Below are 15,340 nucleotides of genomic sequence, written 5' to 3' on the forward strand. Positions count from 1 at the left end.
GCACATCATGACCGGAAGGCGCGGTCACCGACGGTGAAACCGACAGCGGTCACGACGACGAGGAGCGAACCGAACGCGCCGGCCAGGTACTCCAGCGGCGAGATGCCGAGGACGACGGTGAGCCCGCCGAGCACCAGCCCGACCCGACCGATCCACCGCGGGACGCCACCGCTGCGCGCCACGACGTGGAGGGCGAGACCGGCGAGGCCCGCGAGCACCCAGCACCACGGGATGGTGCCGATCCAGTGGTTGTACATCGCGCCGGTGGTGTCGTCGATGCCGCCGTCGCCCTGGGCGATCGGCATCATGAACTCGGTGTCGAGGCCGGCGCCGAGCACGCTCACGACCGCGGTGCCGGCGAGGCCGACCAGCGCGACGACCGGGGCCAGGCCGTCCGGCGCGACCGCCCGGAGCCGACGGTGCAGCCCGGCGGCGAACACCACCATCAGCACGGCGCCGAGCGTCGTGATCGAGTGGAAGGCGAACATGATGCCGCCCTTGTCCTGCAGGGCATCAGCGACGCCGGTCGTGGTGTCGGTGAACTCGTCGCGGTAGACGACGTCGACCATCGACGAGGTGACGATCGTGCCGATCCCGGCGACGCCGGCGGCGATGCCGGCGAACGACCAGGCGCGGGAGGTCGTCCGGGAGGTGGCCGGGATGCCGGCGACGTCCGAGCGGACGGGGTTGTGGGTGGTGACGTGGGTGGTCATCGAGGTGCGCTTTCTGTGGGTGGGGTGTTTCTCGATGACCTGAGGCTCTCGGGCCCCGTGTCCTGCGGGCCAGGGACAACGCGGCAGATCGCGCGTACGCTGGCGATCCACCACTCGGGAGGTCGCCATGTTCTGGTTGATCGCAGCAGCTGTCCTCGTCGTCCTGTTCGCGCTCGCGTGGTGGACCAGCGGCCGCACCCGCAGGGGTGTCGACGCCGGCTCGCTCCGCCGTAACCGCGGCGCCATCGACGGCAACATCAACACCGTGCAAGACCCCGGTCGCGCCGGATCCGGTGGTGCCGGCCTCGGCGGCAACGGAGCCGGCTTCTAGAGGAGCTCGCGGGCGGCGCGCTGCGCCGAGGCGATGACGGCGGGGATGCCCACGCCGTCGTACGCCGCGCCGCAGACCGCCAGTCCGGGCACGGTGCCGACCGAGGCGCGGATGCGCGCGACCCGGTCGAGGTGGCCGAGGGCGTACTGCGGCAGCCCGCCACCCCAGCGCTGCACGTGGGTGTCGACGGGGTCCGAGATCGGGCCGACGGCGGAGCGCAGGTCGGCGAGCGACCAGGCGACCAGCTCCTCGTCGGTGGCCTGCAGCGCGACCTCCTCGCCGTAGCGGCCCAGCGACGTGCGGAGCAGGAGCAGCCCGCCGCCAGCCGCGCGGACCCAGGCCCACTTGGCGAAGGAGAAGGTCGACGCCTTGATCCGGCGACCGTCGACCGGCGGGACCAGGAAGCCCGAGGAGTCGGTCGTCGCGAGCGACGGCACGGTCGACTCGCGGAAGGCGAAGGTCACCACGGCCATCGAGGCGTAGTCGATCTCCGCGAGCTCGGCGGCCGCGAGCGGCGCGACGGAGGACAGCAGCCGCGAGGTGGGGGCGGCCGGGACGGCGAGCACGACCGCATCGGCGGTCACCTCCTCGGCCGCGGTCGTCGGGCCGACCACCAGCGACCAGCCGGTCTCCGTGCGCCGGAGCTCGCGGACGGTGGCGTCCGTCCGCACGGTCAGCGTCGCGGCCAGCAGCTCCGACAGCCGGGCCATGCCGCCGGCGATGCCGGCGAAGACCGGGAGACCGGGCCGCTGCTCCGGGAGCGGACCGCCCTCGGCGAGGGTGAGCAGCTGCGGCACCGTCGCGCGCGCCGACAGCCGTCGGGCCTGGCCGGCGTACACACCACCGAGCAGCGGCTCCACCAGCCGGTCGGTGACCTCGGGGCCGTAGCGCTCGTCGACGAGGTCGCCGACCGACACGTCGGCGTCGTACGACGCGGGCGGGAGCGACGCCGCCGAGCGCACCCGGGCCAGGCCGTCGGCCGAGAGGATGCCCGACGCGGCGAGCCGGTCGAGGTCGAGCGGAACGCCCATCAGCGACGGCGGCAGCGGACGCAGGGCGTCACGTGTCCAGACGCGTGAGGAGGTCAGCCGCGGGTGCTCGATCGGGAGCCCGACCGCTGCGGCGAGGTCGACGCCCTCGGGGCGCCGGGCGAGCATCGCCTCGGCTCCGACGTCGACGGTCACCCCGGCGACGGAAGCCCGGTGCAGCTTGCCGCCCACGCGCGACGAGCCCTCGAGCACGAGCACGTCGTGGCCCGCAGCCGCGAGATCGCGCGCGGCTGTCAGACCGGCGATGCCGGCACCGACCACCACGACTCGCTTGCCCACGGGACCAAGCGTGTCAGACGGGTGACCCGGGCCGCGGCGACGGGTGCGGCCGGCCGCGGCCCGGGAGTCTCATCCGGGTCAGCCGGCGAGGCGGCCGAAGCCGCTGCGGTGGAAGACCAGGGGGAGGGAGGTGTCGGCATGCTCGACGTGGTGGAGCTCGAGCAGCACGATCGTGTGGTCGCCCGCCTCCACCTCGCGGTAGATCGAGCAGTCGAAGCGGGCCAGGCCGTCGTCGATCGTGACCGCCCCGTCCTCGCTCGCGCTGACGTCGATGTCGTCGAAGCGGTGCTCGACCGGTCCGGCCAGCTGGCGGCAGACGACACCGTGGTGGTCGGCGAGGATCGTGACGCCCAGGCGGTCGGAGCGGCGCAGCGCCGGCCAGGTCTTCGACGTGTTGGCGATCGAGAACTGGATCAGCGGCGGGTCGAGGCTCACCGACGTGAACGAGCTCGCGGCCAGCCCGGTGAGCTCGCCGTCCACCTCGGCGGCGACGGCGACGACCCCGCTCGGGAAGACCCCGAACGCCTCGCGCAGCCGGACCGGGTCGAGGTCCTGGTTGGTGGGCAGGCGGGTGATCGGTGTGCTCGTCATGCGAGAGCTCCTGTCTTGCTGTCGAGGATGGTGCGAACGACGGGCCGGGCCAGCTCGAGCCAGTGGGCGTAGGCGGTCGGGTCGTCGTGGGCCGAGTCGACGACGTACAGGCCCTTGGCGGGCACGACGCCGCCGATCTCGGTCAGCACCGGCCGCAGGGTCAGCTCGGGGGCCAGCGCGTGCGCCGGGCCGCCGCCGAGCATCAGCGGGATCGCGACGCCGGTGAGCCCGGTGTCGGCCGGGAACCGGTCGAGGAAGAGCTTGAGCAAGCCGGTGTAGGCGCCCTTGTACGTCGGGGACGCGACGACGACCAGGTCCGCCTGGCCGATCTGGGCGACCAGCTCGGCGACGATCTCGTCCTGCCAGTCGAGCAGGCGCGGACCGAGCTCGGCCAGGTCGACGACCTGGTCGGGTGCGTGCCCGCCGAGCTCGGTGGCGACGTACGTCGCGGCCGCGAGCGTGCGGCTCTGGGGCTTGGGGTTGCCGACGACCACGGCGATGCGGGTCATGACGCGGCCGCCTTCGACGAGCCGAACGGCACCGAGACGGTGGTCGACTTCTGCGGAGCCGGGTGCTGCCAGAGTCCGCGGCGCGTGAGCTCGGGCAGCACGCCCTCGCCGAACCAGTAGGACTCCTCGAGGTGCGGGTAGCCCGACAGGACGAACTCGTCGATGCCGACGGCCTGGTACTGCTCGATCAGGTCGGCGATCTCGGCGTACGAGCCGACCATGGCCGTGCCGGCGCCGCCGCGCACCAGGCCGACGCCGGCCCAGAGGTTGGGGTGGATCTCCAGCCCGTCCTTGGAGCCGGCGTTGAGCTCGAGCATCCGGGACTGGCCGACGGACTCGCTCTGCTTGAGACCGGCCTGGACGCGGGCGATGTCCTCGTCGGAGATGCCCTCCAGGAGCCGGGCCGCCTCGGCCCACGCGGCCTCGGACGTGTCGCGGGCGATCGTGTGCAACCGGATGCCGAACCGGATCTTGTCCTCACGACCCTCCTCGGCGGCGAGCTCGCGGATCCACGCGACCTTCTCGGCGACGGCCGCAGGCGGCTCGCCCCAGGTGAGGTAGACGTCGACGTGCTTGGCGGCGACCCGGCCGGCGGCCGGGGACGAGCCACCGAAGTAGATCTCGGGCATGGGGTCGGGGATCTGGGTGAGGACGGCGTCCTCGACGTGGAGGTGCTTGCCCTCGAAGGTCACCGGCTCGCCGGTCCAGAGCGCGCGGACGATGGTGAGGAACTCGTCGCAGCGCTCGTAACGGCCGTCCTTGTCGAGGAAGTCGCCGAACATCCGCTGCTCCTTGCTCTCACCGCCGGTGACGACGTTGAGCGCGAGCCGGCCGCCCGACAGGTTCTGGAAGGAGCCGGCCATCTGCGCGGAGACGAACGGCGACGTGAGACCCGGCCGGAAGGCGACCAGGAACTTCAGTCGCTCCGAGACGCTGCTCAGCATCGCGGTCGACACCCAGGCGTCCTCGCACCAGGCACCGGTCGGCGTCAGCGCGGCCTCGAAACCCAGCTGCTCGGCGCTGCGCGCGATCTGCCCGAGGTAGGGCACGGTCGCGGGGCGGCCGGACGCGCCGGCCTCGACGCCGTGACCGCCGCCGACGACCTGACGACCGTCGCCTCCGTTGGTGGGCAGGAACCAGTGGAACTTGAGGTTGCTCATGTCGTCCTTCCTAGAGCTGACCATGGTTGGGCGGGAGCGTCCCGTCGACGGCGTAGCGGCCGAGGTGCTGGACCTTCCAGGACGCGGGATCGTGCAGGGTGTGGGTGCGGGCGTTGCGCCAGTGCCGGTCGAGGTTGAGCGAGGCGAGAGCGGACCGGGTGCCGGCCACCTCGAACATACGACTCCCGACCTCCACGGCGGCACGTGTGCTAGACGCCCTGGCCGCCGCGACGGCGAGGCTGGCCTCGCCCGCGGTCTCCGCGGTGAGCTGCCGGTCGGCGTGCTCGACGGCGAGCCCGGCCTCGGCCAGCAGCGCCTCCGCGGCACGGACCTCGAGCTCCATCTGGCCGAAGGCGTGCACGACCAGCGGGTCGTCGGCAGCCCGCTCCACCCCGGCGTCGGGGTAGGGCCGGCTCTTGGTGGTGACGAACGCCGCGGCCTCGTCGAGGGCCGCACGAGCGATGCCCGCGTCGATCGCCGCGTGCAGCAGCTGGGCGAAGGCGCCGTACGTCTGCGGGCCCTCGAAGGTCAGGTGGTACGGCGTGATCCGCGACCGGTGCACCAGGACGTGCTGGAGCCGGACGGTCCCGCTGGCCGTGGTGCGCTGCCCCATGCCGTCCCAGTCGTCGACCACGGTGACGCCGTCGGCGCGGGCGTCGACCCACGCGACGTGCATCGGGCCGTCCTCGCCGAGGTGCGCGAGCACCGGGATCCAGTCGGCGAAGAGCGCGCCGGTGCTGTAGCCCTTCTCGCCGTCGAGCACCCAGACATCGTCCTCGTCCTGGTCATCGGCAGGTCGCAGCGTGGTCCGGAAGTCGCGCACGTGCTTGGTGCCGACCTCGGACTGGGCGTTGCCGAACCGCTTGCCCTCCAGCGCCTCCGCGAAGAAGAAGGCCTGCTGGGCGCGCGTGCCCTGGTGGCGCATCGCGTTGACGTAGACGAAGTGGCTGTGCGGGATCTGGGCGACGTTGGGGTCGCCGATCGCGAGCAGCCGGAACACCTCGGCCACCGAGCCGGCGCCCAGGTCGGCGCCGCCGTACTCGCGTGGGACGGTGATGCCGAGCAGGCCGGACGCCGAGAGCGCCTCGATCTCCTGGGTGGGCAGGATGCGCTGGGCGTCCCGCTCGGCCGCTCCGGCGGCCAGGTCTGCAGACAGCTCCGCCGCGATCCGGACCGCCGACTCGGCGTCGAGACGGGGTACGGCACTCTCGAGCTCGAGCGCGGCGCTCATCCGACCCGCTCCAGCTCGGCGGCCTCGAGCTCGCGGACGATCGGGAGGACGTGCTTGCCGAAGTACTCGACCTCCTCCTGGAAGTGCAGGAAGCCGAGCAGCATCAGGTTGGCGCCGACCTTCTTGTACTCGAGGATGCGCGCCGCGATCTGCTCGGGCGTGCCGACCAGTCCGGTGCGGAAGCCGTCGTTGTACTGCACGAGGTCCTTGAAGTCGGAGTCCTGCCACATCCCCTTCTTGTCACCGGTCGACTGGCCCGCGTGCTTGACCGCGGAGCCGAAGCCCTCGACGGCCTCCACGTCGGCCTGGTCGATGATGTCGTGGAGCACCTGGTGGGCGTCGGCCTCGGTGTCGCGGGCGACCATGAAGCCGTTGACGCCGAACTTCACGGTGCGGCCGTGCACCGTCGCGACGTCGCTGACGTCCTGGACCTGCTCGGCGATGCCCTCGGGGGTGTTGCCGTTCATGAAGTACCAGTCGGCGACGCGCCCACCCATGCCCCGGGCGTCGGTGGAGTTGCCACCCATGAAGATCTCGGGGTGCGGACGACCCGGCACGTCGTACGGCTTGGGCTTCAGGTCGAAGTCGTGGAGCCGGTAGAAGTCGCCGTTGAGCTCGGCGTGGTCGTCGGTCCAGATCTCGCGCAGGTAGCGGATGAACTCCTCCGAGCGGCGGTAGCGCTCGCCGTGCTCGAGCCAGGGCTCACCCATCTTGGTGAACTCGTCCTTGAACCAGCCGCTGACCACGTTCACGCAGAACCGGCCGTGGGTGTACTGGTCGGAGCTGGCGACCAGCTTGGCGAGGACTCCCGGCTGCCACAGGCCCGGGTGGACCGCCGCTATCACCTTCAACCGCTCGGTCGCCAGCGCGATCGCCAGGCTGATCGAGGTCGACTCGTGCTGGTAGGCCGCGCCGTACCCGGCCATGTAGCGCACCTGCGAGAGGGCGTAGTCGAAGCCGTTGTTCTCGGCGAGCTGCGCGAGCTTGACGTTGTAGTCGTAGCTCCAGTCCGTGCGCTGCTCGATCTTGCTGACCACGAGCCCACCGCTGACGTTGGGGACCCAGTAGGCGAACTTCAGGGGCTGCTGAGGCTCCGTCAGAGGCTGGGACACGCGCTTCTCCTCACCGCTCGGAATAACTATGTCGATCAGATTTATGTACTTTAGACCCCAGTGCAAGCCAGAACGACCCCACGAGCGGGCGGAAGCGGCGATGGGGTGACAGGCAATACCTGTCACCAGCCTCGTCAGTCCGACCGACAGCGACAGGAGATGACGTGCGGATCGAGCAGCTCGAGTACATCGCCGCCGTGACACAGCACGGGTCGCTGCGTCGCGCGAGCGAGCACCTGCACATCTCCCAGCCCGCCCTGAGCGAGGCGGTGACCAAGCTCGAGCGCGAGCTCGGGGTGTCGCTTCTCGACCGGCGCCGGTCGGGGGCGCGGATCAGCGTGCGCGGGCGCGAGCTGCAGCAGTACATGGTCGAGGTGCTCGAGGCCGTCGACCGGCTGCGCACCGCGGCTGGCGACCAGCATGCCGGCGACCACGTGGTGCGCGTGGGGACCGTCAGTACGGCGACCTCCACCTTGCTGGTGCCCGCCGTCCGTGAGTTCCGCTCGATCCACCCCGGCGGCACCGTCGAGGTGCTCAACACCCAGCAGGCCGAGATCGACCAGGGCCTGCGCGAGGGCACGCTCGACCTGGGCCTGGTCAACGTGCTCGCCGGCGACGACCAGCCCACCGACCTGGTGAGCACGATCCTGGTGCACGGTCGACCGGTCGCGGTCCTGCCTGCCGGGCACCCGCTGACGAGCGGGCCCCAGGTCACCATCGACCAGTTGCGCGCCGAGTCCTTCGTCGCGATGCGGGCGGGCTACCTGATGCACCGCTTCGTGCACCGGCTCTTCGGGCCCGAGATGCCGTCGGTCTCCTACACGACCGACGGCGCCGAGCTCGGCAAGGTGATGGTCGCCGAGGGCCTCGGCGTGACCGTGCTGCCCGACTACAGCGTGGTCGGCGACCCCATGGAGCGGGCCGGGCTGATCACCTACCGCCCGATCGACGGCGACAGCACCGGGGTCAGCCTGGTCCTGCGCCAGCGCCGCCAGCAGCACGTGCCCCGGTCGGTGCGCGACCTCGAGGGCGCTCTCGTGAGCAGGTCCCGTGCACACCGGCACGGGAGCGCGGGAACCGACTCGGTGGGGGTCACGTCCCACCGGGCATGAAGCTCACCCCGGCCCGCGCCTTCGCTCCCGCCCTGGTCGTCCTCGCCCTCGCACTCGGTGCGGGGTGCTCGAGCGGAGACGACTCCGCCTCCGGGTCCTCGAGCTCCGACGTCGCGGCCGGCAGCGCCGGCATGGACGCACCCGAGGCCGCCCCCTCCCGCGCCGACGGCCTCTTCAGCACCGCCGACTCGGCGTCCGTCCGGAGCGTGGCCGAGGAGCCCGCGCCGGCCGACGTCGAGCGGTCGCTCATCAAGCACGGCAACGTGGCGCTGCGGGCCGACGACGTCGGCAAGGCGCAGTTCGCGGTGCAGAAGGTCGTCGACGCGTACGCCGGCCAGGTCACCGAGGAGAAGACGACCACGGACGACGACGGGCACCCGGCGTACACCCGGATGGTGCTGCGGATCCCGGCCGACCACTTCGACGACGCGATGGCCGACCTCAAGGGGGTCGCCGAGCTCGAGTCCGCCAACACCAGCGAGGACGACGTCACCACGAAGGTGATCGACGTCCAGACCCGGCTCGCGGTGCAGAAGCGGAGCATCGCCCGGATCACCACGCTCTTCGAGCGGGCCGAGAGCATCCGCGACATCATGGCGATCGAGGCGCAGCTCTCCCGCCGTCAGGCGGTTCTCGACTCCCTGGAGAAGCAGGCGGCCTACCTCTCCAGCCAGACCACGCTCTCGACGATCACGGTCAGTGTCGACCAGATCCCGGAGAAGAAGGCGGTCGTGGCCGCTGACGACGACAGCGGGTTCGTCAGCGGCCTCACCGCCGGGTGGGACGCCCTGACGACGTTCGCCGTCGGAGCCGCCACCGTGGTCGGTGCACTGCTCCCCTGGGTGGTCGTCGTGGCCGTGATCGGCCCGCCGGTCCTGCTGCTGGTGCGGTCGATCAGGCGTCGACGGAGTAGGACTGGACGAACTCCGTCAGCCGCTTGAGCTGATCGGGGTCGGTCGACGGGATGACGCCGTGACCGAGGTTGAAGATGTGGCCCTTCGCGGCGCGACCCGCCTCGATCACCTCGGCGGCGCGGGCCGTCATCACGTCGGCGGGCGCGAAGACCAGGGTCGGGTCGAGGTTGCCCTGGACGCCGCGGTCGCCGACGAGCGGGATCGCGTTGGCGAGCGGGGTGCGCCAGTCGACGCCGACCACGTCGGCGCCGGCCTCGCCCATCAGGCCGAGGAGGTTCGACGTACCGACGCCGAAGTGGATGCGCGGCACGCCCAGCGCACCGGCCCGCTCCAGCACGCGAGCCGAGTGAGGCATCACGTGCTCGCGGTAGTCGGCCGGAGTGAGCGCACCGGCCCAGGAGTCGAAGAGCTGGACAGCGGAGGCGCCGGCGGCGACCTGCACCTCGAGGTAGGTCGCGGACATGTCGGCGATCTTGCGCATCAGCGCGTCCCAGACGTCGGGAGCGCCGAACATCATCGCCTTGGTCTTCGCGTGCTCCTTGGAGGGGCCGCCCTCGACGAGGTACGACGCGACGGTGAACGGTGCGCCCGCGAAGCCGATCAGCGGGGTGGCGCCGAGCTCGGCGACCAGGCCGCTGACCGCCTCGGTGATGAAGGGGACCTGCTCGGGCGTGAGCTCCGGGATCGCGTCGACGTCGGCGAGGGTGCGCACCGGCTTGGCGACGACCGGGCCGACGCCGGGCACGATGTCGAGGTCGACGCCGACCGCCTTGAGCGGCAGCACGATGTCGGAGAAGAAGATCGCCGCGTCGACGCCGTAGCGCCGGACGGGCTGGAGCGTGATCTCGACGACCAGCTCGGGGTTCATGCAGGAGTCGAGCATCCCGACGCCCTCGCGGATGCGGAGGTACTCCGGCAGCGAGCGGCCGGCCTGGCGCATGAACCAGACGGGGGTGTGCGGGACCGGCTCACCCCGCGCTGCCTTCAGGAAGGCGCTGTCACGCAGATCGGGCATGACCGAAGCCTCGCAGGTCGGTCGGCGTGTTCGCACATCGGGGAAACGGGACCCGACTTACTGTGAACCCATGGTGGTCGGTCAGGAGACACACCCGGGTCCGGGTGCGGGCGCGCCGCCCCCGGAGTTCCGGGAGGCGGTCGCGACCATGCACGCTGCCCGTCTGCGTCCCGAGATCTTCTGCGAGGAGATGCCGGCACCCCAGCGGATCGCGCCCTGGGCCTCCGCCCTGTCCGCCGACGTCACGGTCGACGACACCGATGTCGGCACCGGCCGGATCATCCTGCTCCACGACCCCGCGGGCAACGATGCCTGGGACGGCACCTTCCGCTGCGTCGCCTACGGCCGCGCCGAGATCGACCTCGAGCTGATCACCGACCCGATGCTGGCCATGGTCGGCTGGTCCTGGCTGACCGAGGCGCTCGACGCCCACGGCGCGGCGTACGTCGCGGTCTCGGGTACGGTCACCCGCGTGGCGACCGAGAGCTTCGGCGGGATGGCCGACGAGGGCGGGACCGCCCAGATCGAGATCCGGGCCTCGTGGACCCCCGTCGTCCCCGAGGACTCCCCCGACCTGGCGCCGCTCGACCTCGCGCCGCACGTCGAGGCCTGGGGCGAGATGCTGTGCACCGCCGTCGGGCTCCCGCCCGTGCCTGAGGGCGTCACGGTGATGCCGAGTCGCCGCGGCCAGCGTGGCGGCGGACTCTGAACCTCATGGCCGACGACGAGACCACGAACGAACCCGACGAGACCGCGCCCGAGACCGCCGCGCCCGAGCCGCCTGCTCCTCCGCTGCTGAAGCTGCGCGACGGGCTGCCGCCGGTCGTCGACACCCCGCCCCGGCTGGCCGAGGTGTGCGCGAGCCTCGCCGCCGGCACCGGCCCGGTCGCGATCGACGCCGAGCGTGCGTCCGGCTACCGCTACTCCTCGCGCGCCTACCTGATCCAGCTGCGCCGCGAGGGCTCGACCACGTTCCTGGTCGACCCGATCGGCTTCGACAACCTCGCGCCGCTGCAGGAGGTGCTCGAGGGCACCGAGTGGATCCTGCACGCCGCCACCCAGGACCTCCCCTGCTTGGCCGAGGTCGGCCTGCACCCCACCGCACTCTTCGACACCGAGCTGGCCGGGCGGCTGCTCGGCTACCCGCGGGTCGGACTCGCGACGCTGGTCGAGTCGCTGGTCGGCTTCCGGCTCGCGAAGGAGCACTCCGCCGTCGACTGGTCGACCCGACCGCTGCCTGCTCCCTGGCTCGAGTACGCCGCCCTCGACGTCGAGGTGCTCGTCGAGCTGCGCAACATCCTCGGCGAGGAGCTCGTCACCGCCGGCAAGGACGAGTGGGCACGCCAGGAGTTCGACCACCTCCGCGGCTTCGAGCCGACCCCCCGGGTCGACGCGTGGCGGCGTACGTCGGGCCTCCACCGGGTCCGCGGCCGTCGCGCCCTGGGCGCCGTACGCGCCCTGTGGGAGACCCGCGACGAGATCGCCGAGCAGCGCGACGTCACGCCCGGCCGTATCCTCCCCGACTCAGCGCTCGTGATCGCCGCCCAGGCGATGCCCACCGACAAGGCTGCCCTGCTCGCGACCAAGGGCTTCCACGGCCGTGGCGCCGAGCGCTACGCGAACCGGTGGATCGCTGCGCTGGCCGAGGTCGCGGCGATGGAGGAGAAGGACCTGCCCACCCGCTCCCCGCGCGGCGACGGTCCGCCGTTGCCGCGGGCCTGGGCCGAGAAGGACCCGGTCGCGGCCCGTCGGCTCGTCCTCGCCCGCGAGGCGCTGACCGCGCTCGCCGAGGAGAAGCACCTCCCGGTCGAGAACGTGCTCACCCCCGACTACCTGCGTCGCACGCTCTGGACGCCGCCCTCCACCCGGGAGCCCGCCGCGCTGGCGGCCGCGATCACCACGCAGCTGAGCGGCTACGGCGCTCGCCCGTGGCAGATCGAGCTCGCCGGCCCGGTCCTCGTGGACGCGATCCTCACCGCCGACGTCGAGCCGGTCGCCGCTCCGCCTGCCGAAGGCGAGTAGTCCCGCCACCACCGGTGGTTGAGGAAGGCGCTCTGCGCCTGTCTCGAAACCCCGGAAGCGAAGGCAGGGCAATGTGTGCTGCCTTCGGGCGCCCGTGGTTGCGGGCGCGCTGGGGTCGACCGTCGTGGTTGCGGTCGAAAGAAAGAGCCCGTTGGTTGAGGAGGTTGCGCAGCAACCGTCTCGAAACCCCGGAAGCGAAGGCAGGGCGTCGGCTTACGTCCGCCGGTGGAAGGCGACCTTCCCGCCCGGGAGCTTCGTCATCTCGAAGGTGGGGTCGTGGGCTCTGGCGTGGTGCCTGGGGCAGAGGAGCCGTCCGTGCTCCACGTCGGTGGGGCCACCCTGGGACCAGAGGTGGTCGTGGTGGGCGTGGCACATCCCGGGTGGCCAGTCGCACCCCTCGGCGGTGCAGCGCTGGTCGCGGATCATGAGGGCGACGCGCTGGGCCTTGGTGTGGAACCGCTTGCGCCGGCCGACGTCGAGGATCTCGGACTTGCTGCCGAGGACGACGGGGACGATGCCGGCCTGGGACGCCAACCGGCGGGCTTGACCGGCTGAGATCTTCTCGCCGGTGTCGAGGTGGGCTGCCTTGATCCCACCCATGAGGGTCTCGTAGCTCATGATCACCACGGCGGTGGCGTTGACGCCGCCGGCATCAGGGACCCGGTCGGTCGGGTAGCGCTCGATGAGCTCGCAGAACGCCCTCCCCATCCGCTGCGGCCCCGGACGACGTTCACCGAGGGGACCGGTGGCGGCTTGGTGCTTGGGGGCGGCGAACCCGTGGAGGATCTTCGCGAGCATCGCGCCCTGCGCGGTCGGGAGGCTGAACCGGCCGTGGGTGGTGCCGTGACCGTCGTCGGTCATCGTGAGCCGACACGACTGCGCCGCGAGCGCTTCCTCGCGCTCCAACAGCCTCGCCTCGTGGGCGTCCGCAGCATCGGGTGCGACGACTTCGAGGAGCCGTTTGCCGGCGATGGCAAGTGCCCTGGCGTCGAGCTCAGCGGCGCGCTCGACCAAGAACCTCTCGGCTTGGGCGACCAGCTCTGAGTCGAGCTCGTCGGGCAGCTGGTCGACCGCTCGCACGATGACTCGCGCCTGCTCGGTCACCAGGTCACCGGCAGCGAGGGCGTCGCGGGTGATGGTGTGGACCTCGAGGTCATGACCGAACTTCACGGCGCCATGGCCCTCGGGGCGGGTCTGCTTGGTCTGGTGCGCCCACCAGTTCGCGGTCGACGTCGCACCGACCTCCTCGCCGACATTCAGGTCGTCAGCGTGCGCGGCGACCCTCGCTTCGAGCTCAGAGACCTGCGCCTTCAACCGGGTCAGCTCCACCAAGGTGGCGCCCGCTTCGGCAGCGGCCATCGACCACATAGAAGCGTCCACCACGGAGTCAGCTACCGCCCGCATCTGCGCGGTCGCCGACGCCACCCGGTGGGACCGGGTGTGTTCGAGGTCGGGGCGCTGGGCCATACTACATCATAATCGCACATACATTCGAATACAAGCATCGACCGGACAGTTTCTGGCACGACATGAAAGCCGGGAGGCGACGGCGATCCGAGCGCGCCGTACCCCGTCAAAGCCCTGTCGGCGCGCAACCACAGACGGCCCGCAGGCTGCGGGGGTTTCGAGACGGTCGCTGCGCGACCTCCTCAACCACCGGAGCGGCTAGTCGGAGGGGCTCGCCGAGTCCGAGGGGGACGGTGACACCGACTCCGGGTCCAGGACGGTCTTCGACTCGTCGTCGATCTCCTGGGTGACGGCATCGAGGTCGAGCACGCCGACGCCGTAGACGAGGTCCTCGAGGCTCGGCTGGACGGTCTGCTCGAGCGCCGGGATCGTGTCGATCAGCGGCTGGAAGCGCATCGAGCGGACGGTGCTGTTGAAGAAGTTGGCGTGCTCGGGCTGGCGGCCCGGCTGCAGGAAGTCGTCGCTCAGCGCGACCGCGAGGTTGGCGGGGGCGAGGTAGCCGGTGCGGGTGACCGTCGCAACCGAGTCGTCGGCGAGCTCGTGCACCATGAAGTCGGCACCCGCAGCCGTGCTGGCGGCCTTGGCGGAGAGGCAGAGGCCGGAGACGTCGCCGACGGTCGCCGAGCTGTCGAGGACCGGCATCGGCATCACGTCGAAGTTCAGGCCCGGGACCAGGCGCAGCTGGGGCACCAGCGAGCGGTAGCCGGCGATCATGCCGAGCTTGCCGCGGGTGAACCACTTCAGCGGCGAGGCGCTCGCCAGCTGGCTCTCGTCGAGGGTGACCTGGGGCTTGCGGAGCAGCTCGAGGGTCCGCTCGAGCGCCGACTTGCTGCCGTCGCTGGAGAAGGAGAGCGACTTCGGGTCGTCGTAGTCGTCGAAGACCGAGCCACCGCCCGACTCGATGAAGGGCGACAGGCCCGCGAGCGTCGGGGCGATGTGGACACCCTTCGCCCCGCGGGCGGGACGGCTGGCGAACTCGGCGGCCGCCGAGAACTGGTCGAAGTTCCAGCTGGTCGCATCCTCGTCGGGAGCGTCCAGGCCGCGGTTGCGCATCTTGGTGAAGTCGACCAGCGAGGTGTTGTAGTAGATGACCATCGGCGAGACGGCGTACGGCATGCATTGCAGCCGGTCGTCGGTGCTGAAGGCCTGCAGGGCGTCGCGCGAGTAGCCGTCACCGAAGTCGACGTTGCGCTCGTCGAGCAGCTCGTCGACCGGCTGGGTGTAGTCGTTGTCGAGCAGCCACCGCAGGTCGCTGCGCGAGGCGAGGAACACGTCCGGCAGCTCCTCGCCGCCCTCGATCGCGCGCCGCATCGCCGACTGGTTGGGCCAGGTGGTCATCTTCACCTGGCTGACGTCGGGCTTCGCGTTCCACGCGTCGACGGTCTCCTGGAAGGCGGCGTTCTCCTCGTCGGGGCCGAAGACGCCGAAGGTCAGCGGGGGGTTGGCCGGCGCGGTCGTCGACGGGGCCGAGGTCGGCGGAGCGTCTGAGTCGCTGGTGCATCCGGAGGCGGCGAGCGCCAGTGACAGCACCAGGATCACTCCGGCACCGAGTCCCCGCTTCGACCTCACGCTGCACCCTCCTCGCCGCACCCGACCACACCCGCGCCCGGGAGGCGCCCGGGCCACCCTAGCGACTGACGCGGCAAAGTCGGTGGCTCAGCCGAGGTCGTGAAACTCACGCGCGCCCGCGACCACCCGCTCGAAGATCGCCCGGTCGAGCGCGGCGCCCTCCCGGCGTACGGCGCTGGGCGCCAGCCGCAGCAGCCGGTCGAGCCGCACCTCGCTGGGCCGGCGCTGCCGGTCCCAGCCACCGGTGCCGACGTCCATCCAGTGCC

Annotated in this window: 16 protein-coding genes; 5 read left to right on the plus strand and 11 right to left on the minus strand. The window is 71.5% G+C overall.

From position 1 onward, the window contains the following. Positions 1–5: 5 nt before the first annotated feature. Positions 6–713, minus strand: coding sequence for a hypothetical protein (locus ABLE68_RS03305; RefSeq protein WP_348869765.1), 708 nt, complete (start codon positions 711–713; stop codon positions 6–8). 127 nt (positions 714–840) lie between these two features. Here ABLE68_RS03305 and ABLE68_RS03310 point away from each other — a divergent pair, with 127 nt between their 5' ends. Beyond that, complete coding sequence (locus tag ABLE68_RS03310) at positions 841–1,044, plus strand: hypothetical protein (protein ID WP_348869766.1); 204 nt, start codon at positions 841–843, stop codon at positions 1,042–1,044. On the opposite strand, the gene ABLE68_RS03315 is transcribed toward ABLE68_RS03310, so the two are convergent. The 6 genes from ABLE68_RS03315 to sfnG form a co-directional block, all read right to left on the minus strand. Continuing rightward, a complete protein-coding gene (locus ABLE68_RS03315) occupies positions 1,041–2,372 on the minus strand; it encodes a protoporphyrinogen/coproporphyrinogen oxidase (protein ID WP_348869767.1) in 1,332 nt (443 codons plus the stop codon). The genes ABLE68_RS03310 and ABLE68_RS03315 overlap by 4 nt on opposite strands. Before the next feature lie 78 nt (positions 2,373–2,450). After that, positions 2,451–2,963: a flavin reductase family protein gene (locus ABLE68_RS03320; RefSeq protein ID WP_348869769.1), complete on the minus strand. Its 513-nt coding sequence runs from the start codon at positions 2,961–2,963 to the stop codon at positions 2,451–2,453. Further along, positions 2,960–3,472, minus strand: a complete 513-nt coding sequence (locus ABLE68_RS03325) for an NAD(P)H-dependent oxidoreductase (RefSeq protein ID WP_348869770.1) — start codon at positions 3,470–3,472, stop codon at positions 2,960–2,962. The genes ABLE68_RS03320 and ABLE68_RS03325 overlap by 4 nt, the downstream gene beginning before the upstream one ends. Then, the gene (locus tag ABLE68_RS03330; protein ID WP_348869772.1) at positions 3,469–4,632 is read right to left on the minus strand and encodes an LLM class flavin-dependent oxidoreductase; all 1,164 of its coding nucleotides are present in this window, start codon (positions 4,630–4,632) and stop codon (positions 3,469–3,471) included. The genes ABLE68_RS03325 and ABLE68_RS03330 overlap by 4 nt, the downstream gene beginning before the upstream one ends. Positions 4,633–4,642: 10 nt before the next feature. Further along, positions 4,643–5,863, minus strand: coding sequence for an SfnB family sulfur acquisition oxidoreductase (locus ABLE68_RS03335; protein ID WP_348869773.1), 1,221 nt, complete (start codon positions 5,861–5,863; stop codon positions 4,643–4,645). After that, positions 5,860–6,975 (minus strand): dimethylsulfone monooxygenase SfnG, encoded by a 1,116-nt coding sequence (gene sfnG, locus ABLE68_RS03340; protein ID WP_348869774.1) that lies wholly within the window; start codon positions 6,973–6,975, stop codon positions 5,860–5,862. Before sfnG ends, ABLE68_RS03335 begins: the two co-directional genes overlap by 4 nt. A gap of 164 nt (positions 6,976–7,139) precedes the next feature. Between sfnG and ABLE68_RS03345 the strand changes: the two genes are divergently transcribed. Further along, the gene (locus tag ABLE68_RS03345) at positions 7,140–8,087 is read left to right on the plus strand and encodes a LysR family transcriptional regulator (protein ID WP_348869775.1); all 948 of its coding nucleotides are present in this window, start codon (positions 7,140–7,142) and stop codon (positions 8,085–8,087) included. Then, entirely contained in the window at positions 8,084–9,028 is a 945-nt protein-coding gene (locus ABLE68_RS03350) for a DUF4349 domain-containing protein (protein WP_348869776.1), read from the plus strand. Before ABLE68_RS03345 ends, ABLE68_RS03350 begins: the two co-directional genes overlap by 4 nt. On the opposite strand, the gene hemE is transcribed toward ABLE68_RS03350, so the two are convergent. Beyond that, positions 8,982–10,016 (minus strand): uroporphyrinogen decarboxylase, encoded by a 1,035-nt coding sequence (hemE, locus tag ABLE68_RS03355; protein ID WP_348869777.1) that lies wholly within the window; start codon positions 10,014–10,016, stop codon positions 8,982–8,984. The genes ABLE68_RS03350 and hemE overlap by 47 nt on opposite strands. Positions 10,017–10,086: 70 nt before the next feature. On the opposite strand from hemE, the gene ABLE68_RS03360 reads away from it, so the two are divergent. Together ABLE68_RS03360 and ABLE68_RS03365 are read left to right on the plus strand one after the other, a co-directional pair. Further along, the gene (locus ABLE68_RS03360) at positions 10,087–10,725 is read left to right on the plus strand and encodes a DUF3000 domain-containing protein (RefSeq protein WP_348869778.1); all 639 of its coding nucleotides are present in this window, start codon (positions 10,087–10,089) and stop codon (positions 10,723–10,725) included. A gap of 5 nt (positions 10,726–10,730) precedes the next feature. Continuing rightward, the gene (locus tag ABLE68_RS03365; protein ID WP_348869779.1) at positions 10,731–12,038 is read left to right on the plus strand and encodes a ribonuclease D; all 1,308 of its coding nucleotides are present in this window, start codon (positions 10,731–10,733) and stop codon (positions 12,036–12,038) included. A gap of 213 nt (positions 12,039–12,251) precedes the next feature. On the opposite strand, the gene ABLE68_RS03370 is transcribed toward ABLE68_RS03365, so the two are convergent. The 3 genes from ABLE68_RS03370 to ABLE68_RS03380 form a co-directional block, all read right to left on the minus strand. After that, positions 12,252–13,505 (minus strand): HNH endonuclease signature motif containing protein, encoded by a 1,254-nt coding sequence (locus ABLE68_RS03370; protein ID WP_348869780.1) that lies wholly within the window; start codon positions 13,503–13,505, stop codon positions 12,252–12,254. 198 nt (positions 13,506–13,703) lie between these two features. Continuing rightward, positions 13,704–15,074 (minus strand): ABC transporter substrate-binding protein, encoded by a 1,371-nt coding sequence (locus tag ABLE68_RS03375; RefSeq protein ID WP_348869781.1) that lies wholly within the window; start codon positions 15,072–15,074, stop codon positions 13,704–13,706. Positions 15,075–15,161: 87 nt separating this feature from the next. Then, positions 15,162–15,332, minus strand: coding sequence for a hypothetical protein (locus ABLE68_RS03380; protein WP_348869783.1), 171 nt, complete (start codon positions 15,330–15,332; stop codon positions 15,162–15,164). Positions 15,333–15,340: the final 8 nt, after the last annotated feature.

Source organism: Nocardioides pollutisoli (assembly GCF_040045055.1).
In the GTDB taxonomy this organism is placed as follows: Bacteria; Actinomycetota; Actinomycetes; order Propionibacteriales; family Nocardioidaceae; genus Nocardioides; species Nocardioides tweenelious.